Source organism: Roseovarius dicentrarchi (genome assembly GCF_003316635.1).
In the GTDB taxonomy this organism is placed as follows: domain Bacteria; phylum Pseudomonadota; class Alphaproteobacteria; order Rhodobacterales; family Rhodobacteraceae; genus Roseovarius; species Roseovarius dicentrarchi.
Genome location: NZ_QNQP01000008.1, coordinates 115,623 through 135,977, shown reverse-complemented (window position 1 = coordinate 135,977; position 20,355 = coordinate 115,623). Strand labels below are relative to the sequence as shown.

Here is a 20,355-nt window from a genome sequence, read left to right as displayed (position 1 = left end):
GCGGCGCGCAACACCGTCATTTGCCGCGCGCGATCAGCACATCAACATGCGCAGCCACACTATTGGCCAGCGCGCGCAGGCTGTACCCGCCTTCCAGACAGGACACCACGCGCCCCTGCGCATGGGCATCGGCCAGATCGCAGAGTTTTTCGGTGACCCATGCAAAATCATCCTCGTCCAGATCGAGACTGGCCAGCGGGTCATCCCGGTGCGCATCGAACCCGGCGGAAATCAGCAACAGCTCGGGCGCGAAGGCATCCAGCGCGGGCAGGATGGCCCGCTCCATAACCGCGCGAAAGGCCGCGCTGCCGTCGCCTGCTTGCAGCGGCACATTCACCACGTTGCCAAACGCGCCGCGTTCTGACGGATCGCCGGTGCCGGGGAACAGTGGCATCTGGTGGACGGACAGAAAGGCAATGCCCGGCACGTCCTGCACCAGATCCTGCGTGCCATTGCCGTGATGCACGTCGAAATCGACAATGGCAACGCGGGCCAGCCCGTGATGATCCTGCGCATGTCGCGCTGCCGCCGCCACCGAACCGAAGTAGCAAAACCCCATCGCTGTGCTGCGCTCTGCATGGTGGCCCGGCGGGCGCGTGGCGACAAAGGCATTCTGCGCCGTCCCGTCCATCACCAGATCAACCGCGCGGATCGCCCCGCCCACCCCCCGCCGGGCGGCGTTCAGTGTGCCGGGCGACAGCCATGTATCCCCGTCAATCGCGGCGAAACCTTCGCCGGGCGCCGCAGTCGTCAGCGCGTCCAGATAGGCCTGCGGATGCACTCGCAGAATAGCCGCATCATCGGCCTGCGGCGCATCCAGCCGCAACAGGTCGCGCCCCTCCAGCGCGCGCAGAACGGCACGCAGGCGGCCGGGCCGCTCCGGGTGGTCGCGCGGCACCTCGTGGTCGAGGCAATCGGCGTGGCTCAGCAGGGCGGTGGTCATCATATCGGCCTTTCGTCTGCGCAATTTCCCGATGCAAACGCGAATCGCCGCGGCTGTCCAGTGCAGGCTTGCCGCGGCCGGGCAGCCGTGTAATCTGATTTGCATGGCAACAGACCCTTCGATCACACCGGCGGAACAGGCACAGGACATCGCCCTGAGCCTGTGGGCGCAAGGCCAGGGTGTTCTGATCGCGCTGCTGCGCACCTGGAACATCTATCAGCTGCTGATCATCGTCGGGCTGATCGCTCTGGCGCATATTCTGCGGGCCATCTTGGGTCCGCGCCTGCATGACTGGATGCGCACGCGCGAGGGCTGGCCAAAATGGCGGATGCGCCTTGCGGTGATGGTACACCGGCGCCTGCGCCTTATTTTCTTTGTCGCGCTGGGCTGGATCACATTCTGGATCATGCAAGAGGTGACATGGCCCAGCCGGTCCTATCTGATCGGCATTGCGGTCAGCCTTGCTACCGCGTGGCTGGTCATCGCCTTTGTCACGCGGCTGATCGCCAACGGGTTCGTGCGCGGCGTCGTGCGCTATGCCGGCTGGATCTGGGCCACCCTGATCATCCTCGGCCTGACCGACGAAGCCCAAAGCCTGATGGACAGCCTGGCCGTGAATATTGGCGAGACGCGGCTGTCGCTGTGGTTGCTGGCGCAGGCGGCGGTGATTCTGGGGGCGCTGTTTTTTGCCGCACGCCTGCTCTCGACCACCACATCCAGCCGGATCCGGCAAAACGACGAAATATCGCCCTCCATGCAGGTGCTGGCGGTCAAGCTGCTTCAGGTCACGCTGTATGGCGCCGCGTTTTTCATCGGGCTGCGCACGGTCGGGGTCGATCTGACGGGCCTTGCGTTTCTGTCGGGTGCCATTGGCGTCGGCATCGGTTTCGGCCTGCAAAAAGTGGTGTCGAATCTGGTGTCGGGCGTCATCATCCTGCTGGATAAATCCATCAAGCCCGGCGATGTCATCAGCCTGGGCGAGACGTTTGGCTGGATCAACGCGCTGGGCGCGCGCTACGTCAGCGTCGTCACCCGCGACGGCAAGGAATACCTGATCCCGAACGAGGATCTGATCACCAGCCAGGTGGTCAACTGGTCGCATTCCAACGAATTCGTGCGGCTGGATATCCATTTCGGCACGGCGTATGGCGACGATCCGCATCTGGTCCGCAAGATTGCGATAGCCGCCGCCGCCGGGGTGCCGCGGGTTTTGTCCATGAAAGAACCTGTGTGTCACATCGTCGGCTTTGGTGACAGCAGCGTGGACTATATCCTGCGGTTCTGGATCCGCGACCCCACCCAGGGTTTGACCAACATTCGCGGCAATGTCTATCTGGCGCTGTGGGATGCGTTTCACGACAACGGCATTTCCATTCCCTTCCCCCAGCGCGAAGTGCGCATGCTGAACGATCCCGACGATATCTCGCGGCCGACGCGCTTCTGACGCGCCCGCGCCTTGCAGCTTGCGCCGAAACACCGGCAGGATCGCGCGAATTACAAACAATTCTCAGCTGCTTCATTGAAAGAGGCGCGCGGGCTTGCTACCTTTGCGCAGAAGGCCCGGCACCGGGGCCATGGGCAGGTGCACGACCAAGGAGGACAAAGATCTGTCCATTTCCGCAGCTGCGGCTTTTGCCGCCGATACGAAGGTGCCCCATATGGCCCTGAACGACAGCGCAACAACCGACACACAGCTTGCGCATATCCTGAAATCACTGGACGACAACAAGGCCGAGGATATCGTGCAGATCGACCTGCGCGGCAAATCCTCCATCGGCGATTTTATGGTCATCTGCTCCGGCCGCTCATCGCGGCAGGTGACCTCCATCGCCGAAAAGCTGGTGGACAAGCTCAAGCATGATCTGGGCCGCAGCTCCCGGATCGAAGGCAAGGAAACGGGCGACTGGGTGCTTATCGACACGGGCGATATCATCGTCCACGTCTTCCGGCCCGAGGTGCGCGACTTCTACCAGCTGGAAAAGATGTGGCAGCCCGCCGGCAGCGCCGCATCGGCCTGAACGGCGCGCCCCGGCACCGCAGGAGGCTGACCTGAATGCGGATGCATATCTGCGCCGTTGGCCGGATGCGGGCCGGGGCGGCGCGTGATCTCTTTGACGATTACATCCAGCGCGCCGACCGCACCGGGCGGTCCCTTGGGCTGGGCCGGGCCACCCTGCACGAAGTCGAAGACAAGAAAGGGGGCGGCCCCGCAGCCGAGGCCGCACTTCTGGAGCGCGCCCTGCCTCAGGCCGCGCTGCGCGTGGCGCTGGACGAGCGCGGCAAGACACTCACCTCCCCGGATTTTGCAACGATGATCGCAGGCTGGCGCGATGCGGGCCGCGCCGATCTGGCTTTTATCATCGGCGGCGCGGATGGAATTGCGCCGGACCTGCGCGCAACCGCCGACTTCAGCCTGTCATTTGGCAAAATGGTCTGGCCGCACATGCTGGTCCGCGTCATGCTGGCCGAGCAGATATACCGCGCGACCACCATTCTATCCGGTGGCCCCTACCACCGCAGCTGAACACAGCAGCCTGCGGGTCTGGCCCGTCTTTCATCTTCCTCAAAATACTCACTTCCACCGCGCCCGCATCCCGACGCGCGGCCGGAAATTCCGCGCGCCGTTAACGCTATCACGGTTTCAACCCCTGCCTGTCTTGACTAAAAGCAGCGCCAAAGGCCCTGTCAGCGGCCAGGAGCATCCCATGAGCACCCCGAAACCCGTCATTTTATGCATCCTTGATGGCTGGGGCCTGTCCGATTCCGAAATCGGCAATGCCCCATTGCTGGCCAAGACGCCGAATTTCGATGCGTTGATGGCAACCTGCCCCAACGCAACGCTGGTCACGCACGGGCTCGACGTGGGTTTGCCCGCCGGCCAGATGGGCAATTCCGAGGTGGGCCACCTGAACATTGGCGCGGGCCGGATCGTTGAAATGGATCTGCGCCTGATCGACCGTGCCATTACCGAAGGCACGTTCGAGACGCTGCCCGGCGTGCGCCGCTTTGTCGATGCGATGCTTGGCTCGGGCGGGACGGCGCATCTCTTGGGCGTTTTGTCCGACGGCGGGGTACACTCGCATATCCAACACATGATCGCCACGGCCCGCGCGCTGACGGCCAAGGGCGTGCCGGTCGCAATTCACGCCTTTACCGACGGGCGCGATGTGGCGCAGATTTCCGCCAAATCCTATCTTGCAGATCTCCAGGCTGCCCTGCCCAATGGCGCCTTTATCGCCACGATTTCAGGCCGCTACTATGCGATGGACCGCGACAACCGCTGGGACCGCGTCGCGCTGTGTTATCAGGCGATTGCGCAGGCGCGCGGCTATCAGGCCCAAACCGCGGACGAGGCGATAGACAACGCCTATGACAAAGGCCGCACAGATGAATTCATCAAACCCCGCGTTCTGGGCGATTATGCCGGAATGCAGGACGGTGACGGGCTGCTATGCCTCAACTTTCGCGCCGATCGCGCGCGCGAAATTCTGGCCTCTTTCGCCGATCCGGAATTTTCGGCGTTTGAAACCGGTCCCCGGCCAAAATTTGCCGCTGTCTCCGGCTTTACCGAATATTCGGCGCGCCATAAAAATTATATGGACTGCATATTCCCCGATGAAATGCCGGAAAACACCTTGGGCGTCTGGGTCGGCAAAAAGGGTCTGCGCCAGTTCCACATTGCCGAGACGGAAAAATATCCGCACGTCACTTTCTTCCTGAACGGCGGGCGCGAACGTCCCGAACCGGGCGAGGATCGCTATATGGCCCAATCGCCGCATGTCGCCACCTACGATCTGCAACCGGAAATGTCGGCGCCCGCCGTGACGGATCACCTTATCGGCGCAATCGAGGCGCGCTATGATCTGATCGTGGTAAATTACGCCAATCCCGACATGGTCGGCCACACCGGCGATCTGGCCGCCGCCATCACCGCGTGCGAGGCTGTGGATGCCGGTCTGGGCCGCGTCATTGCCGCGCTGAAGGCACAGAACGGCGCGATGATCGTCACCGCCGATCATGGAAATTGCGAGGTGATGATCGACCCTGCGACCGGTGCGCCGCACACCGCCCACACCACCAATCTGGTTCCGGTCATCATGCTGGGCGGCCCCCAAGGCGCTGCCCTGGCAAACGGCAGGCTCAGCGATCTGGCCCCCACCCTGCTTGAGCTGATGGATATCGAACCGCCGGCCGAGATGACTGGCCGCTCCCTGATCATTCCCGCGGCCAAGGCGCCCCCGGCATGAAACGCGCCGCTGTGCTGCTGACCTGCGCGGCGCTGATGGCGCAGCCGTTCCACACACGCGCGGACGCGGCACAAAACGATCCCGGCGCCGCCGCCCGCAGCGCGGCGGAAATGCTGGGCGAGGCAACCCGCGCGCTGGACGCGTCCGAGGGCGCCGCCAGCCGGGTCAAGGCGCTGACGCAAACCGTGCGCGCGTTCGAGGCGGGCTTGCGCGCCATGCGTGTCGGCCTGCGCAACGCCGCCATTCAGGAACAGGCCGTCGCCCGTGACCTGGCCTCGCGCGACAAGGAGATCGCGCAGTTTCTCGGCGTTCTCAGCTCGATCGGGGCCACGCCCGCGCCCGTGACCCTGCTGCATCCCGCCGGCCCTGTCGGCAACGCCCGCTCGGGCATGATCCTGGCGGATGTCACGCCGGCGCTGAACTCTCGCGCCGCACAGCTGCGCGCGCGTCTGGAAGAACTGGCCGCCTTGCGCGCCCTTCAGCAAAGCGCGGCCGATACACTGGCCGAAGGGCTGGCCAGCGCCCAAACCGCCCGTACCGCGCTAAGCCAGGCGATCGCGGATCGCACCGACCTGCCGCGCCGGTTCACCGAAGATCCGGTAAAAACCGCGCTGCTGATCGCCTCGACTGAATCGCTGGACGGCTTTGCCAGCGGGCTCAGCCAGATTGCGCTGGACGAAACGCCCGGCAGCCTGCCGGGTATCACGGATCGCAAGGGGCAGCTGCCCCTGCCCGTTCAGGGCCGCATCCTGCGCCGCGCGGGCGAGGCGGACGCGGCCGGCATCACCCGCCCCGGTATCGTCATGGCCGCGCCGCCGCGCGCCGTTGTCACCACGCCCGCCGCCGCAACCCTGCGCTATCACGGGCCGCTGCTGGATTACGGAAACGTCGCCATTCTGGAGCCGCAATCAGGGATTTTGCTGGTTTTCGCCGGCATGGACGTGGTCTATGGTCAAATCGGACAGGTCTTGCCGGGGGGCAGCCCCGTGGGCCTGATGGGCGGCGTCGGCGATCCGGGGCTGCGCCGGGATGACGAAATCGTGCCTGCCGAATTGCTTGAGGCCGCTACCGAATGGACGCAAACGCTGTATATAGAAGTCAGACAGGACAACACCGCCGTGGACCCCGCGCTGTGGTTCAAGACAGACAAGGATGAGTAATCTATGAAGAAATTCCTGATGGCGGCCACTGCCGGCACGCTGGCTGGCGTGATCGTCACCACTCAGATCGCCGCCCCCCTCATGGCTCAGGAGAGCAAGCGCAACACCAACGTTTACGAGCAGCTGGACCTTTTCGGCGATATTTTCGAGCGGATCCGCGCCCAATATGTCGAAGAAGTCGACGAAGGCGATCTGATCGAGGCCGCGATCAACGGCATGCTCACCTCGCTTGATCCCCATTCCAGCTACCTGCCGCCCGACGATGCCGAGGACATGCAGGTTCAGACGCGCGGCGAATTCGGCGGACTGGGCATCGAGGTCACGCAAGAAGAAGGCTTCGTCAAGGTCGTCTCGCCCATCGACGGCACGCCAGCCGCCGAGGCGGGTGTGGAATCGGGCGATTACATCACCCATGTCGACGGCGAGAGCGTTCTGGGCCTGACCCTTGATGCGGCGGTGGACATGATGCGCGGCCCGGTCGGCAGCGAGATCGTCATCACCCTCGTCCGCGAGGGCGAAAGCGAGCCGTTCGATATGTCGATCATCCGCGACACCATCAAGCTGGTCGCCGTCCGCGCCCGGACCGAGCAGAAGGCCGTGGTTCTGCGGGTATCGAAATTCAACGATCAGACCTATGAAAACCTTGAGTCCAGCCTTGCCGAAGAGGTGGAAAAGGCCGGCGGCATCGACAAGATCAACGGCTTTGTCATCGACCTGCGCAACAATCCGGGCGGTTTGCTGAATCAGGCGATCATGGTGTCGGACGCCTTCCTTGAGAAGGGCGAGATCGTCAGCACCCGTGGCCGCAACCTTCAGGACGGCGAGCGGATCAATGCGACCCCCGGCGATCTGGCCGAAGGCAAGCCCATCGTCGTGCTGATCAACGGCGGCTCGGCGTCGGCCTCGGAAATCGTGGCCGGCGCGCTTCAGGATCACCGCCGCGCGGTGGTTGTCGGCACCAAGAGCTTTGGCAAGGGATCGGTTCAGACGGTCATGCCGCTGCGCGGCGATGGCGCGATGCGCCTTACCACGGCGCGGTATTACACACCGTCTGGCCGCTCGATTCAGGCATTGGGCGTATCGCCCGACATCCTTGTGGCGCAACCGCGCCGCAAACCTGCCGACGCTGAGGACGAAAACAGCGCGCCGCCCCTGCTGCGGTCCGAGGCGGATCTGCGCGGCAGCCTGAACAATGACAGCCTGACCGAGGACGAGATCCAGCACATCAAAGAGACCCGCGAGCGCGCCGAAGAAAGCGCGAAACTGCGCGAAGAGGATTATCAGCTGGCCTATGCCATCGACATTCTCAAGGGCCTCACCACGCTGACTGGCACCGACTGACGCAAATCACGGGCCGCGCCTGTCGCGGCCCGTTTCGCGCACGCGGAGAAGATCATGACCCCGGAAGACATCGCAAAGCTGCCCTATCGCCCTTGCGTTGGCGTGATGCTGGTAAATGCGGCCGGGCATGTTTTTGTCGGCCAGCGCATCGACACGGCAGAGCCTGCCTGGCAAATGCCCCAAGGCGGCATCGACGCGGGCGAGGATGCGCGCGCGGCCGCCCTGCGCGAACTGGTCGAGGAAACCGGCGTGACAGCTGATCTTGTCCGAATCGAAGCCGAAACGGCAGATTGGGCGCGCTACGATCTGCCCCATGATCTGGTGCCGCGCATGTGGAAAGGCCGCTATCGCGGTCAGGAGCAGAAATGGTTTCTGGCCCGGTTTCACGGCGACGACAGCCAGATCGACATCCAAACCGACCATCCTGAATTTTCCGAATGGCGCTGGCTGCCGCCCTCCGACCTGGCGGCACATATCGTGCCGTTCAAACGCGCGGTCTATACTGCCGTTCTACAGGAATTCGCCCCGCATTTGTGAAAGGGCGGTCCGCATATACCGCCCGCGCCGTGCTGCCGGGCACCGGCATTGTACGTCCGATGACATACATCATGCCTGTTTGTCGGGTCCGGCCGGGCGATTATGGCGCCATGCGCCGACGTCAGTGTCAGGCAGCGCAACGCACCGCAGCACCACCACATCCGTAGAAAACATATCTGCAATAATATCCTCATAAGGACTCGGTATAAGAACGAAAGGTGAATATAAGGTGACTCGTCATGCAAAAATCACCCTCCTTTGCCGAACTATCGGCCCTGTCGAATTTCACCTTCCTCACCGGGGCCTCGCACCCTGAGGAGTACATGCAGCGTGCCGCGCTGCTGGGCCTGCCTGCGATTGCCATTGCCGATGAAAATACCGTTGCCGGGATCGTGCGCGCCTATTCCGAAGCCCGCGAAATCACCCGCCAGGTGGCCGAGCGGCACGCGCTGGAGGCACGCGACGGCCTGATCGGGCCACCTGCGCCAAACCCGCAAGCCCCCGATTGGGCGAACGTGCCGCGCCTGATCCCTGCCGCGCGGCTGGTACTGGCCGAGGGCATTACACTGACTGCCCTGCCACAAAACCGCCCTGGCTGGGCCAGCCTGTGCCGCCTGCTGACCACCGGCCGCCGCCGGGCCGGCAAGGGGCAATGCGATCTGCGTCTGGAGGATCTGCTGGAGCATACCGAGGGTCTGACGCTGCTTCTGCATGCCCCGGAATGCGCCTCGGACACGTGGCTGGACCAAGCGCGCAGGCTGACCCGGCACTTGGCCGGTCAGATATTCTTGCTGATGGCCCCCGCTTATAACGGGCAAGATGCGGCCCGTTTTCGCAGACAGGCGCAGTTGGCGCAAAACCTGGGGTTGAAACCTGTCGCCAGCGCCCTGCCGCGCATGCACCATGAGCGCCGCCGCCGTCTGGCGGACGTGTTGACGGCGGTACGCACCAGCACCCGGATTGATGATCTGGGCCGCGCCGCATTGGCCAACAGCGAAAACCGCCTGCGAAGCGACCCGGAAATGCGCCGTCTTTTCAAGGGCTTTGAGGATGCGGTAGATCGCGCCGCCGCGCTGGCGCAGTCTCACATCTTCTGCCTTGGCAGCCTGCGTTATGAATATCCCACCGAAGTTGCCCAAGGCGAGACGCCCACCACCCGCCTGCGCCGCCTAGCCGAAGAGGGCCTGAAATGGCGCTACCCCCAAGGCGCGCCAACCCGCGCGCGCAGCTTGCTGGAACATGAACTCACCCTAATCGCGAAGCTGAACTACGAGCCCTATTTTCTGACCGTGCGCGACATCGTCGCCTTCGCCCGCAAGCGCGGCATCTTGTGCCAGGGGCGCGGATCGGCAGCCAATTCGGTGGTGTGCTACTGCCTTGGCGTCACGTCGGTCAGCCCCGAAATCGGCACGATGGTATTCGAGCGGTTCGTGTCAGAGGCCCGCGACGAGCCACCTGATATCGACGTCGATTTCGAACATGAGCGCCGTGAAGAGGTGATCCAGCACATCTACGACCGCTACGGCCGCCACCGCGCGGGCCTGTGTGCAACCGTAATCCACTACCGCGGCAAGCGGGCAATCCGCGAGGTGGGCCGCGCCATGGGCCTGAGCCAGGACACGATCAGCGCGCTGGCGTCGCAACTGTGGGGCTTCTTCTCGACCGGCGCGGTGGAGCGGGAGCGAATGCGGGAAATCGGCCTTGATCCTGATGATCCGCGCCTGAAGCAGACCCTTGCGCTGGTGCAGGAAATCGAAGGGTTTCCCCGCCACCTGAGCCAGCATGTCGGCGGTTTTGTCATCACCGAAGGACGGCTGGATGAGCTGGTCCCGGTCGAAAACGCCTCGATGGAGGGGCGCACCGTCATTTCATGGGACAAGGACGATATCGAGGCGCTGGGTATCCTCAAGGTCGACGTGCTGGCGCTGGGAATGCTGACCTGTATCCGCAAGGCGTTCGATCTGCTGGCGCAACATCACGGGCACCGCTACACCCTCGCGACGCTGCCGCCCGAGGACAGCCGCGTTTACGATATGCTGTCCCGGGCCGACAGTATCGGCGTCTTTCAGGTGGAAAGCCGCGCGCAAATGAATTTCCTGCCACGCATGCGGCCCCGATGTTTTTATGATCTGGTGATCGAGGTTGCCATCATCCGCCCCGGCCCCATTCAAGGCGATATGGTGCATCCCTATATCCGGCGCAGAAACGGCGAAGAAAAGGTCACGTTCCCCTCTGATGCCTTGGGCGCGGTACTGAGCAAGACGCTGGGCGTCCCGCTGTTTCAGGAACAGGCAATGCAGATCGCCATCGTCGGCGCGGGCTTCAGCCCGGATCAGGCCGACCGGCTGCGCCGCGCGCTGGCCACGTTCAAGAAACGTGGCAATATCAGTGAATTCCGCACGCTGTTTTTGCGCGGCATGAAGGCGAACGGATATGACAATGATTTCGCCGAACGCTGCTTTGCCCAGATCGAGGGGTTCGGCAGCTACGGCTTTCCCGAAAGCCACGCAGCCAGCTTTGCCTTGTTGGTTTATGCAAGCGCGTGGATCAAATGTCACCACCCGACGATTTTTGCATGTGCGTTGCTGAACGCACAGCCGATGGGGTTTTACGCCCCAGCCCAGATCGTACGCGATGCGCGCGAACATGGCGTGACAGTGCGGCCTGTTTGCATCAATGCCAGCGTCTGGGACAACAGTATCGAGCCAGACGATGCCGGCGGGCTCGCATTGCGGCTGGGATTCCGGCAGATCAAGGGAATTGACGAGGACAGCGCCATCTGGCTGACCGCAGCGCGCGCCAATGGCTATGGCGCGCCCGGCGATGTCTGGCGGCGCGCCGGCCTGCCGCCTGCGATCATCACAAGACTGGCCGAAGCCGATTGCTTTACCAGTCTTGGGCTAACCCGGCGGCAAGCCCTGTGGCAGGCAAAGGCGCTGACGGCAACAAAGCAACTGCCGCTTTTTGCAGGCGATATCGACGGGGAGGCGCTGAACGAGCCTGCCCCGCAACTGCCCAGGATGACATCGGGCGAAGAGGTGGTCGAAGATTACGTCACCACCCGCCTTAGCCTGAAAGCGCACCCGATCAGCCTGCTACGGTGTTATCTGACACCGGGCGCATATCCTCATTCGGACCCGCAACCAGAGGGGGCAGATGCCTCCGGCGGGGATATTTAAGGCAAAAAGAAAGATGAACCTGTTGTTTTTTCTTGGTCTTAAATACCCAATTCCGACATTAACTGCCCAGCGCCGACAGAAATTCAGGGGACGGATATCCGTCCGCGCGCAGCCCGGCGGAGCGTTGGAACGCGCGGATGGCATTGATCGTGTTCGGTCCAATGATGCCGTCGATTTTTTCCACGGCAAACCCCTTGCTGCGTAACTGGCGCTGAATTTCGCGCCTCTGGGTTGCGCTGATCGGCGAATGGTGGCGCGGCCAGGCGGTTTGGATCGGGGGGCCGCCGCCTATTCGGTCTGCCAGATGACCGACGCCGATGACATAGGCATCGGCCTTGTTATATTGCTCGATCACGCTGAAATTATCGAAAATCATGAAGGCTGCGCCAGTTGATCCGGCGGGCAGCAAAATTGAGGCCTTGCCATGATTTGGCACCGGCTGGCCTGCCATGTCGCGAATGCCTTCGGCGGCCCATGCCGCAGGGCTGAGGGCCAGGTCGCGGCGGGCGCGCGACAGATCGAACCCCGTCGGCAGGCGTACTTCAACGCCCCAGGGCTGGCCCTTTTTCCAACCGAAATGCGCCAGATAGGCCGCAGTTGAGGCCAGCGCATCTGTTGGATCGTCCGACCAGATATCTCGTCTGCCATCGCCTGTGAAATCAATGGCATGGGACAGGTACGATGTTGGCATGAACTGCGTATGCCCCATCGCCCCGGCCCAGCTACCGGTCATGGCGCGCGGGGCGACGTCGCCTGCCTGCACAATTTTGAGTGCCGCGATCAACTGCTCTTCAAAGAAAGCGCCGCGCCGTCCGTCATAGGCCAGGGTCGCCAGCGATCCGATCAAGGGGTTCTTGCCGCGCACCGCGCCATAGGCGCTCTCCAATCCCCAGATGGCGGTGACGATCTCTTTTTCGACGCCATATCGTGCCTCAATCCGGTTCAGCGCGGCGCGGTGGCGCTCCATAGCGGCTTTGCCGTTGCTGACCCGCTGCGCGGACACGGCTGTGTCCAGATAGTCCCATATCTGCTTGGTAAATTCCGATTGGTTCTGGTCCAGCGCGATCACGCCGGGGTCATATTCCACGCCGTCAAAGGATGCGTCGAAGATGCGCGCCCGGATCCCCGCCTTTGCCGCGCGGTCGCGAAACCCGGTGATCCAGCCACGCAAGCCCGTCTCCTTGGCAGCAATCCGTCGCGGCGCGTCCGCTTTCAGATCGGCGGGACGCATCATCGGGCGCAAGGCCGCACCGGGTGCGCGATGCGTTGCGGCGGCCAGAAGCACCCCTTCGGGACGCTTTTCGGGGCGCGGCTGCGTGTCTGCCTGCGCTGCATTCACGCCCTGCGACAGCAAAAATGCCAATGCTGCGCTGATCCATGGTGAAACCTTCATCGCCGATCCTCCGCGCGTGTGATTGTCCCACGATAAGCAACAGTCACGCGAATCAAAAGCATCATGCGACAGGGTTCTGCGGGGAACCGCCGATTGCCTGCGCCGGGCGTTAGCCGATGAAACGCTCGGCCGCCGCTCCGGCCAGATAGCTGAAGCGACCGCCTGCCATGGTGGCCACGACGCGGCGGCTGTCGCTGTCCAATATGGTGAGGTCTGCCCGCTGGCCCGGCGCCAGATCGCCGCGATCGGCAAGGCCCAGCACCTGCGCCGGCCCCTTGGAGACAAGGTGCCACGCCCCTGCCAGATCGCACATTCCGGCATCGGCCAGCAGCCACGCCGCGCGGCGCAGCGACGGATAGTGGTAATCGGACGCCAGCGCGTGGATGCAGCCCACTGCCGCCATATCAATCGCGCTGACATTGCCGTTATGCGACCCGCCGCGCACGACATTCGGCGCGCCCATGACCACATGATCGCCGCCCTCGAAGGCCGCCTCTGCCGCTTCTATTGTTTCGGGAAACTCGGCAATCGTGACGCCCATCGCCCGCCAGTCTGCACGCGCCGTGGCGCTGCGATCATCGTGGCTGCCCATGCGCACGCCTGCTGCCGCCAGATCCGTTGTCAGCCGCGCCAGCGCCTGCGGCACGCGGTCCATCCCCGCATGCAGTGCCTGCATCGCTTCCAGATGCCGCTCGGGGTTGCGGCCGATGCGCAGGGCCTGCCCGGTCAGGCGCGGTGGACGCTTGCCCGCCGCCAGTGCGGCGTGCGGCAGGTGGTCGTTGAACACGACATGATCAATGCCATACTGCGCGATGAAGGCTGCAACGGTCGCATAATCGTCAACCATCGAGATTTCGAACCGCAACTGCGCGCGCAGATCGGTCACCACGCTATGCCGGATTTGCGCCAGCCCCTCCATGACAGAGGTGGCAAAATCCGGGCCGCGCATGCCGCCTTCCCAACTGTAGAATTGCGCCAGCGCGGCGGTGGTGATGCCATTGGCCGCCAGCTCGGCCTCGGCGGCGATCAGGCCGGCGCCGATATCCTTCATCGCGCCGCGCCTTGGCGCCAGATGCCGCTCGAACCCGTCGCCATGGGCGTCGACGATGCCGGGCAGCACGGTAAAACCGGTCAGGTCCACCGCGCGGCCACCGCCACCGGCAATCCGGCCTTCCGCAACAGATAACGGCGCGCGCGACAGCCCGCCGGGGTGCAGCACGTCTGCACCGCGTATTTCCAACGCCAGAGTCATTCGCTGCCCCAGCCGAACAGATCGCCGATATTCATGTCATGATCAAACGCGCCGGTGGTCAGAAAAGTCTCGACCTGGGCGATCACCAACGGGTTGTTCATCATGAAGGTGTGCGTCACCGGCAGCGCAATATGGTCGGCCATGCCATCCACCCGCGTGGACGCGACAGAGACCTTGCCATCGTCCGGCCCCTCCAGCAGCAGCGAGAAATAGGGGTTCAGCGACCGGGTGCCGGCAATCACGCCCAGTTCAAAATCCACCGGTGGCAGGCTTTCGGTGAAGGTGTCCGGCCCGGTATCCAGCTGCATTCCGGCGGGGCCGTTGATCCACTCGAACAGCTCCAGACCGCCCAGTTCGTCCACCACCTGGCTGCCGTGGTTGGGCGGACCCAGCATCACCACGCGGCCCAGGTTTTCGGGCCGGTGCGCCGGCAACCAGGCCCGCAGCAGGATGCCGCCCATGGAATGGGTGACGAAATGCACCGTTTTGCCGCCGCAGGCCGATACCGCGCCGGGCAGCACCTCATCGGCCAGCGCCGCGATCCGCGCCTTGGTCGAGGGGTAGGACGGGATCACCACCTGCATCCCCGCCGCCTCCAGCATTTCGCCCATCACCAGAAATGACGCGTCGCTGCGCGCCAGACCGTGCAGCAAGACGGCGCAATCAGCCACGGCAGGAACCGGCAACGTCAGCGTAATTATGAGGGGCCATGTTTTCATCCTCGTGCAGATATGCGCAAACTGATCCTACGAAAAGACCCGACATTGTTAACCATAGGTAAAAGCCCGCTTATGCCCATCCGCGTTGCCGCCCGCGCCGTTCTGATCCACGATGCCCGGCTGCTGCTGGTCAATGCATGGCCGGATCCGAACAGCACCCTGTGGTGCGCGCCCGGCGGCGGCGCGAATATGCACGAAAGCCTTGCAGATGGGCTGGCCCGCGAGGTGCATGAGGAAACCGGCCTGCATATCAACGTCGGGGCGCCGTGCCTGATCAACGAATTTCATTCCAGCCAACGCAACCTTCATCAGGTCGAGGTATTTTTTCGCTGCACGTTGCTCAGTGGCGCGCTTGATCCGAACTGGCGCGACCCCGAGGGCATCGTGACCCGCCGCCGATGGTTTTCCGAGGCAGAGCTGCCCGATATCCACATGAAACCGGACAAGCTGAGGAAAATCGCCTTTTCAGACGGCATCGGATATGATCGGCTTGAGCAAATCGTGGAGTAGCGCGCAATGAACAAGGCATTCACCAAGGAAGACGACGGCAGCACCACGCCCCAGCGGCTGGATGATTTGCCCATCTCGGCGCATCCCAACCACGTCACGCCCGAGGGGCTGGCCCAGCTTCACGCCCGCGAAGCCGCGCTTGAGGCGGAAATAAGCCGGCTGCGCGCTGCGCCGGATGATCCCGAGACGTCCTATCCGCTGGCGGTCGCTGAACGCGACCTGCGCTATGTCATCGCGCGCCTTGGCACCGCCATTCTGATAGAGCCGCCCAGCGGCGAGTATCCCAGCGTGCAGTTCGGCGCCGCCGTCGATGTGCTGGACGAGGATGGCACGCCCGCCACTTACATCATCGTCGGCGAAGACGAAGCAGACCCCAAACAGGGCCTCATCGCCGCCCCCTCTCCGCTCGCCCGCGCCCTGCTGGAGGCCGAGCAGGGCGATGTCGTCGAATGGCCGCGCCCCAGCGGCATGATCGAATTGGAAGTGACCGCGATCCGCAAACGCGGCTAGCGCGTCACGTCCGATCAAACGCCTTTGGGAATAGCAGTTCAACGCCGCTCAAATCCCGCGCGGGACCCGCCAACCATAGCCCGTCCACCCCGGACGCGCGAAATCCGGCGCGCGCGAAAAACGCCTCGCACCCCTCTGCCAGAACGCATGTGCCGCTCAGACGCGCCCACTCGGCAAGCAGGCCGATCATGCGCCGTCCGTGCCCCGCGCGCTGCCAGTCCGGATCAATCGCCACCGGCCCAACGCACAGCGCCCCACCCGGCGCCCGCATGCGTGACAGCGCATAATATCCCACAATACCGCCCTGACAGGGCAGCACAACCTCGCCCGCGATCACGCCCGCCCGGCGCAAGCCATCCACTGTCTTCGCCTCAGCCCCGCCGCCATAGGCCCGGTTCAGCAGATCGCCCACAGCGCCCTCTTCTCCACGATGCAAGTCGCGGCTGAACTCCGGAAATCTAAACATCATCACCCCGTCCCTGCCGCGGCTCCCCTTCGGCCCGGCTGCACTTTCTTTTTGCCTTAAATATCCCCGCCGGAGGCATAAAATCTTTTTTGGCCAAACACCTGCCACGAAAAAGGGGCCGCCCGTAAGGCGACCCCAATCATCTTGACCCAAGCGAGCAAGACAGATCTTCGCAAGGCGAAAATCTTACATCATGCCGCCCATGCCGCCCATGTCGGGCATGCCGCCACCGGCACCGCCGCCGTCTTTCGACGGCTTGTCGGCAACCATGGCTTCGGTCGTGATCAGCAGGCCTGCGATCGAGGCCGCATCCTGAAGCGCGTGACGCACAACCTTGGCCGGGTCGATAACGCCGAACTTGAACATGTCGCCATATTCTTCGGTCTGCGCGTTGAAGCCGAACTTGGGGTCATTCGATTCGCGGATCTTGCCCGCGACGACCGAACCGTCAACGCCGGCGTTCTCGGCGATCTGGCGCAGCGGTGCCTCCAGCGCCTTGCGGACGATGGTGATGCCAACGGTCTGGTCGTTGTTGTCGCCGGTCAGACCCTCAAGGATCTTGCCCGCCTGGATCAGGGCCACACCGCCACCAACGACGATACCTTCCTGAACAGCCGCACGTGTGGCGTTCAGCGCGTCATCGACGCGGTCCTTGCGCTCTTTCACTTCGACTTCGGTCATGCCACCGACGCGGATGACAGCAACACCGCCTGCCAGCTTGGCAACGCGCTCTTGCAGCTTTTCCTTGTCGTAGTCGCTGGTGGTCTCTTCGATCTGGTTGCGGATCTGGGCAACGCGCACCTCGATCTCGGCCTTCTCGCCAGCGCCATCGATGATGGTTGTGGTGTCTTTGGTGATCGCGACTTTCTTGGCCGACCCCAGCATGTCCATCGTGACGGACTCCAGCTTCATGCCCAGATCTTCGGAGATGACCTGACCGCCGGTGAGGATCGCGATATCCTGCAGCATCGCCTTGCGACGATCGCCGAAACCGGGTGCCTTGACGGCTGCGATCTTCAGACCGCCGCGCAGCTTGTTGACGACCAGCGTGGCCAGGGCCTCGCCTTCGACGTCTTCTGCGATGATCAGCAGCGGCTTCTGGCTCTGGATGACCTGCTCCAGCAGCGGAACCATCGGCTGAAGGCTCGACAGCTTTTTCTCGTGCAGCAGGATGATGCAGTCCTCAAGGTCTGCAACCATCTTGTCGGAGTTGGTCACGAAATAGGGGCTGAGGTAGCCGCGGTCGAACTGCATGCCTTCGACAACGTCTGTCTCTGTCTCAAGGCCCTTGTTCTCTTCGACGGTGATGACACCCTCGTTGCCGACTTTTTGCATCGCGTCAGCGATCTGCTGACCGATTTCGCGCTCGCCGTTGGCGGAGATGGTGCCAACCTGCGCGACTTCGGCGCTGTCGGACACGTCGCGTGCGGCCTTGCGGATTTCGTCGACGACCTTGGCTGTTGCCAGGTCAATGCCGCGCTTGAGGTCCATCGGGTTCATGCCCGCTGCGACCGATTTCATGCCTTCCTTGACGATGGCCTGGGCCAGCACCGTCGCGGTTGTGGTGCCGTCGCCGGCCTCGTCATTGGTACGGCTGGCCACTTCCTTGACCATCTGCGCGCCCATGTTCTCGAACTTGTCTTCCAGCTCGATTTCCTTGGCGACAGAAACACCGTCCTTGGTGATGCGCGGTGCGCCGAACGATTTGTCCAGAACAACGTTACGGCCCTTGGGGCCCAGCGTCACCTTGACCGCGTCGGCCAGGATGTTGACGCCTTTGAGCATCTTGTTGCGGGCGTCGGTACTGAACTTGACGTCTTTAGCTGCCATGTCTCAATTTCCTTGTAATTCGTGTTTCAGGTCAATGCGCGCCCGGCTCTGCCAGAGCCGCGCAGCATCGCGCGATATCAGGCCAGCTTGCCCAGGATATCGCTCTCCTTCATGATCAGCAGCTCTTCGCCGTCGATCGTGATTTCCGTGCCGGACCATTTGCCGAACAGGATGCGGTCGCCTGCTTCAACGTCCATCTTGATCCGGTCGCCGTCGTCATCGCGCGCGCCTGACCCGACTGCGACGACTTCGCCTTCGCTGGGCTTTTCCTTGGCGCTGTCGGGGATGATCAGACCGCCCTTGGTCTTCTCTTCGCTTTCAACGCGGCGAACGAGAACGCGGTCATGCAGCGGTGTAAATGCCATCTCTGAGACTCCTTGGCTCGAGGTTACTATTCTACGGCCCCGTCACAGGGGCCGTTAGCACTCACCCAAGGCGAGTGCTAACGAGGGGGTAGTTAGGCAGCACGCGAGGCTATGTCAACTGGTTCCAGACTGAAAGATCCGCGCAAATGCGCAGGCTGGCGGGTGGCCGCCGCTTTCGGGTGTTCTAGACGTATTCCGCGCATCCCTGCCGGGCCTATAAGGCCGCCGGCCCGGCGTGCATCGCAATGCCCTCGTCGCTCAGCGCATAGATGCCCCGGCTGGCCCGCACGAACCAGCCGTGATGATTGTCGGCCATGATCTGGCGCGCCCTCGCAACGCCCGTCTCATGCGCCACAACGACCGCCTTTGTGGCGCCCGCCCCTGCCAGATAGGCCGCGCAGGCCAGCGCATCCTGCCGGTAGGATGTCATCACCTGCCCGTTTGTGCCGCCCGGCGTGGGATCGCCGCTGCGGGTGTCAAACTCCCGCTCCAGACGTGCGCGTTTGCGCGCCGCTTTGCGCGGCTGGAATGGACCCGGCGCCGCATGTTCCTGCACCTCGCCCGTCCCGGTCTGTACTGACAACACGCCCAGACCCAGCCGCCGACACAGGCCGATATTGCCCTTGAACGCGCGCCAGCCCGCCTTGCCGCGCCAGCGCGGCACCGCGACATAGACCAGATCGCACACCGCCTGCCGCGCGACCGCCTGCTGCAACAGCACCAGCGAAAAGCCCAGCTTCAGCTCGACAATCAGCAGCGCGCCGTCCTTGCGCGCCACGACATCGGCGGCGCCTACCTCGCCCTTGACGGTGTGGCCGCGGCCCTCCAGCCACGCCTTGACCGGCGCATACAGATCGGTTTCAGCCGCTTTTTCCATGCGGCGCAAATTGCCCGCCCCGCCCCCTCGTGACAAGCCCGCATTGCGCGCCTATAAGCTGCGCAAAACCGCTATTTATTCGCCATTCAAGGATACCAGCCCATGACAACGCTCGTTTTTGGCCACACATCGCCCGACACCGACAGCACCGGATCGCCCATCGTCTGGGCGTGGTATCTGAACCAGATCAAAGGCATCGACGCCAAGCCGGTCCTGCTGGGCGAGCCGAACACCGAAGCGGCGTTCATGCTGAAGCACTGGAGGCTTGAGACGCCCGACATTATCGACGATGTCGAAGACGGCCAGGCCGTTGTGATCGTTGACACCAACAACCCGTCCGAGCTGCCCGGCAATATCGCCAATGCCGATATTCGCGGCATCATCGACCATCACCGCATGGTAGGGGGCCTTGAAACGCTGGCGCCCGTGGAAATCCGGATCGAGCCGCTGGCCTGCACCGCCACCATCATGTGGAAGATGATCGGCAAGCATATGGCGCAGGCACCCGACGGCGTCAAAGGCGCGATGCTGTCCTGCATCCTCAGCGACACGCTGGAATTCCGCAGCCCGACCACCACGGACGAGGACAAGGCGATTGCCCATGATCTGGCGGGCGATCTGGGCATTGATATCGGCGATTACGCCGCGCAGATGTTTGCCGCCAAATCGGATGTTTCGGCATTTTCCGACGCCGAATTGCTGCGCATGGACAGCAAGGAATTCGAAATGCCGGGCGCCAAGCTGCGCGTCTCGGTGCTGGAGACAACAGCGCCGCAGGTGGTGCTGGACCGCAAGGACAGCCTGATGCAGTCAATGCAGACAGTGGCCGCCGAGGATGGCGTTGATCAGGTGCTGCTGTTCGTCGTCGATATCCTGAACGAGGAGGCGACGCTGCTGATTCCCAACGACATGGTCAAATCGCTGGCCGAAAAATCGTTCGGCGTGACGCCTGCCGGCGACACCGTGGTTCTGCCCGGCGTGATGAGCCGCAAGAAACAGATTATTCCCAGCCTCAAGATCTGACGC

The 20,355-nt window shown here is 63.3% G+C and carries 19 protein-coding genes; 11 read left to right on the top strand and 8 right to left on the bottom strand.

The features are described 5' to 3' along the window. Window positions 1-16: 16 nt before the first annotated feature. On the bottom strand, window positions 17-943 hold the full coding sequence (locus DQ230_RS08100; RefSeq protein ID WP_113912074.1) for a histone deacetylase family protein: 927 nt from the start codon (window positions 941-943) through the stop codon (window positions 17-19). 103 nt (window positions 944-1,046) lie between these two features. On the opposite strand from DQ230_RS08100, the gene DQ230_RS08095 reads away from it, so the two are divergent. From DQ230_RS08095 to DQ230_RS08060, 8 genes are all read left to right on the top strand, one after another. Beyond that, window positions 1,047-2,387, top strand: coding sequence for a mechanosensitive ion channel family protein (locus DQ230_RS08095; RefSeq protein ID WP_113912101.1), 1,341 nt, complete (start codon window positions 1,047-1,049; stop codon window positions 2,385-2,387). 214 nt (window positions 2,388-2,601) lie between these two features. Continuing rightward, on the top strand, window positions 2,602-2,961 hold the full coding sequence (gene rsfS / locus DQ230_RS08090) for a ribosome silencing factor (RefSeq protein ID WP_113912100.1): 360 nt from the start codon (window positions 2,602-2,604) through the stop codon (window positions 2,959-2,961). 35 nt (window positions 2,962-2,996) lie between these two features. Beyond that, window positions 2,997-3,467 (top strand): 23S rRNA (pseudouridine(1915)-N(3))-methyltransferase RlmH, encoded by a 471-nt coding sequence (rlmH, locus tag DQ230_RS08085; protein ID WP_113912073.1) that lies wholly within the window; start codon window positions 2,997-2,999, stop codon window positions 3,465-3,467. 181 nt (window positions 3,468-3,648) lie between these two features. Continuing rightward, window positions 3,649-5,190 carry a 2,3-bisphosphoglycerate-independent phosphoglycerate mutase gene (gpmI, locus tag DQ230_RS08080; protein ID WP_113912072.1) on the top strand — a complete coding sequence of 514 codons (1,542 nt, stop codon included), beginning with the start codon at window positions 3,649-3,651 and terminating at the stop codon, window positions 5,188-5,190. After that, window positions 5,187-6,350 carry a murein hydrolase activator EnvC family protein gene (locus DQ230_RS08075; RefSeq protein WP_113912071.1) on the top strand — a complete coding sequence of 388 codons (1,164 nt, stop codon included), beginning with the start codon at window positions 5,187-5,189 and terminating at the stop codon, window positions 6,348-6,350. The genes gpmI and DQ230_RS08075 overlap by 4 nt, the downstream gene beginning before the upstream one ends. Before the next feature lie 3 nt (window positions 6,351-6,353). After that, on the top strand, window positions 6,354-7,691 hold the full coding sequence (locus DQ230_RS08070) for a S41 family peptidase (protein ID WP_113912070.1): 1,338 nt from the start codon (window positions 6,354-6,356) through the stop codon (window positions 7,689-7,691). Between the two features lie 54 nt (window positions 7,692-7,745). Beyond that, window positions 7,746-8,228, top strand: a complete 483-nt coding sequence (locus tag DQ230_RS08065) for an RNA pyrophosphohydrolase (protein WP_113912069.1) — start codon at window positions 7,746-7,748, stop codon at window positions 8,226-8,228. A gap of 239 nt (window positions 8,229-8,467) precedes the next feature. Beyond that, a complete protein-coding gene (locus tag DQ230_RS08060) occupies window positions 8,468-11,407 on the top strand; it encodes an error-prone DNA polymerase (RefSeq protein ID WP_113912068.1) in 2,940 nt (979 codons plus the stop codon). A 58-nt stretch (window positions 11,408-11,465) separates the two neighbouring features. Here the strand turns inward: DQ230_RS08060 and DQ230_RS08055 are convergent, their stop codons facing one another. From DQ230_RS08055 to DQ230_RS08045, 3 genes are all read right to left on the bottom strand, one after another. Further along, window positions 11,466-12,800: a lytic murein transglycosylase gene (locus DQ230_RS08055; RefSeq protein ID WP_113912067.1), complete on the bottom strand. Its 1,335-nt coding sequence runs from the start codon at window positions 12,798-12,800 to the stop codon at window positions 11,466-11,468. A 109-nt stretch (window positions 12,801-12,909) separates the two neighbouring features. Then, window positions 12,910-14,052 (bottom strand): alpha-D-ribose 1-methylphosphonate 5-triphosphate diphosphatase, encoded by a 1,143-nt coding sequence (locus tag DQ230_RS08050; protein ID WP_113912066.1) that lies wholly within the window; start codon window positions 14,050-14,052, stop codon window positions 12,910-12,912. Beyond that, window positions 14,049-14,771 carry an esterase/lipase family protein gene (locus DQ230_RS08045; RefSeq protein WP_113912065.1) on the bottom strand — a complete coding sequence of 241 codons (723 nt, stop codon included), beginning with the start codon at window positions 14,769-14,771 and terminating at the stop codon, window positions 14,049-14,051. The genes DQ230_RS08050 and DQ230_RS08045 overlap by 4 nt, the downstream gene beginning before the upstream one ends. 72 nt (window positions 14,772-14,843) lie before the next feature. Between DQ230_RS08045 and DQ230_RS08040 the strand changes: the two genes are divergently transcribed. Both DQ230_RS08040 and DQ230_RS08035 read left to right on the top strand, forming a co-directional pair. Continuing rightward, the gene (locus DQ230_RS08040; protein WP_113912064.1) at window positions 14,844-15,281 is read left to right on the top strand and encodes an NUDIX domain-containing protein; all 438 of its coding nucleotides are present in this window, start codon (window positions 14,844-14,846) and stop codon (window positions 15,279-15,281) included. Window positions 15,282-15,287: 6 nt separating this feature from the next. Continuing rightward, a complete protein-coding gene (locus DQ230_RS08035) occupies window positions 15,288-15,791 on the top strand; it encodes a GreA/GreB family elongation factor (protein WP_113912063.1) in 504 nt (167 codons plus the stop codon). 4 nt (window positions 15,792-15,795) lie between these two features. Here the strand turns inward: DQ230_RS08035 and DQ230_RS08030 are convergent, their stop codons facing one another. The 4 genes from DQ230_RS08030 to DQ230_RS08015 form a co-directional block, all read right to left on the bottom strand. Continuing rightward, on the bottom strand, window positions 15,796-16,260 hold the full coding sequence (locus DQ230_RS08030) for a GNAT family N-acetyltransferase (RefSeq protein ID WP_238987457.1): 465 nt from the start codon (window positions 16,258-16,260) through the stop codon (window positions 15,796-15,798). 183 nt (window positions 16,261-16,443) lie between these two features. Continuing rightward, on the bottom strand, window positions 16,444-18,087 hold the full coding sequence (groL, locus tag DQ230_RS08025) for a chaperonin GroEL (RefSeq protein WP_113912062.1): 1,644 nt from the start codon (window positions 18,085-18,087) through the stop codon (window positions 16,444-16,446). 77 nt (window positions 18,088-18,164) lie between these two features. Next, the gene (locus DQ230_RS08020; protein WP_113912061.1) at window positions 18,165-18,452 is read right to left on the bottom strand and encodes a co-chaperone GroES; all 288 of its coding nucleotides are present in this window, start codon (window positions 18,450-18,452) and stop codon (window positions 18,165-18,167) included. A gap of 214 nt (window positions 18,453-18,666) precedes the next feature. Continuing rightward, a complete protein-coding gene (locus tag DQ230_RS08015) occupies window positions 18,667-19,329 on the bottom strand; it encodes a DUF2161 domain-containing phosphodiesterase (protein ID WP_113912060.1) in 663 nt (220 codons plus the stop codon). A gap of 102 nt (window positions 19,330-19,431) precedes the next feature. On the opposite strand from DQ230_RS08015, the gene DQ230_RS08010 reads away from it, so the two are divergent. Further along, window positions 19,432-20,352: a manganese-dependent inorganic pyrophosphatase gene (locus DQ230_RS08010; RefSeq protein ID WP_113912059.1), complete on the top strand. Its 921-nt coding sequence runs from the start codon at window positions 19,432-19,434 to the stop codon at window positions 20,350-20,352. Window positions 20,353-20,355 lie beyond the last annotated feature (3 nt).

Coding starts and splice junctions, on each gene's coding strand:
- DQ230_RS08100 (WP_113912074.1), bottom strand. CDS start 943: ATGACCACCGCCCTGCTGAGCCACGCCGATTGCCTCGACCACGAGGTG.
- DQ230_RS08095 (WP_113912101.1), top strand. CDS start 1,047: ATGGCAACAGACCCTTCGATCACACCGGCGGAACAGGCACAGGACATC.
- rsfS (WP_113912100.1), top strand. CDS start 2,602: ATGGCCCTGAACGACAGCGCAACAACCGACACACAGCTTGCGCATATC.
- rlmH (WP_113912073.1), top strand. CDS start 2,997: ATGCGGATGCATATCTGCGCCGTTGGCCGGATGCGGGCCGGGGCGGCG.
- gpmI (WP_113912072.1), top strand. CDS start 3,649: ATGAGCACCCCGAAACCCGTCATTTTATGCATCCTTGATGGCTGGGGC.
- DQ230_RS08075 (WP_113912071.1), top strand. CDS start 5,187: ATGAAACGCGCCGCTGTGCTGCTGACCTGCGCGGCGCTGATGGCGCAG.
- DQ230_RS08070 (WP_113912070.1), top strand. CDS start 6,354: ATGAAGAAATTCCTGATGGCGGCCACTGCCGGCACGCTGGCTGGCGTG.
- DQ230_RS08065 (WP_113912069.1), top strand. CDS start 7,746: ATGACCCCGGAAGACATCGCAAAGCTGCCCTATCGCCCTTGCGTTGGC.
- DQ230_RS08060 (WP_113912068.1), top strand. CDS start 8,468: ATGCAAAAATCACCCTCCTTTGCCGAACTATCGGCCCTGTCGAATTTC.
- DQ230_RS08055 (WP_113912067.1), bottom strand. CDS start 12,800: ATGAAGGTTTCACCATGGATCAGCGCAGCATTGGCATTTTTGCTGTCG.
- DQ230_RS08050 (WP_113912066.1), bottom strand. CDS start 14,052: ATGACTCTGGCGTTGGAAATACGCGGTGCAGACGTGCTGCACCCCGGC.
- DQ230_RS08045 (WP_113912065.1), bottom strand. CDS start 14,771: ATGAAAACATGGCCCCTCATAATTACGCTGACGTTGCCGGTTCCTGCC.
- DQ230_RS08040 (WP_113912064.1), top strand. CDS start 14,844: ATGCCCATCCGCGTTGCCGCCCGCGCCGTTCTGATCCACGATGCCCGG.
- DQ230_RS08035 (WP_113912063.1), top strand. CDS start 15,288: ATGAACAAGGCATTCACCAAGGAAGACGACGGCAGCACCACGCCCCAG.
- DQ230_RS08030 (WP_238987457.1), bottom strand. CDS start 16,260: ATGATGTTTAGATTTCCGGAGTTCAGCCGCGACTTGCATCGTGGAGAA.
- groL (WP_113912062.1), bottom strand. CDS start 18,087: ATGGCAGCTAAAGACGTCAAGTTCAGTACCGACGCCCGCAACAAGATG.
- DQ230_RS08020 (WP_113912061.1), bottom strand. CDS start 18,452: ATGGCATTTACACCGCTGCATGACCGCGTTCTCGTTCGCCGCGTTGAA.
- DQ230_RS08015 (WP_113912060.1), bottom strand. CDS start 19,329: ATGGAAAAAGCGGCTGAAACCGATCTGTATGCGCCGGTCAAGGCGTGG.
- DQ230_RS08010 (WP_113912059.1), top strand. CDS start 19,432: ATGACAACGCTCGTTTTTGGCCACACATCGCCCGACACCGACAGCACC.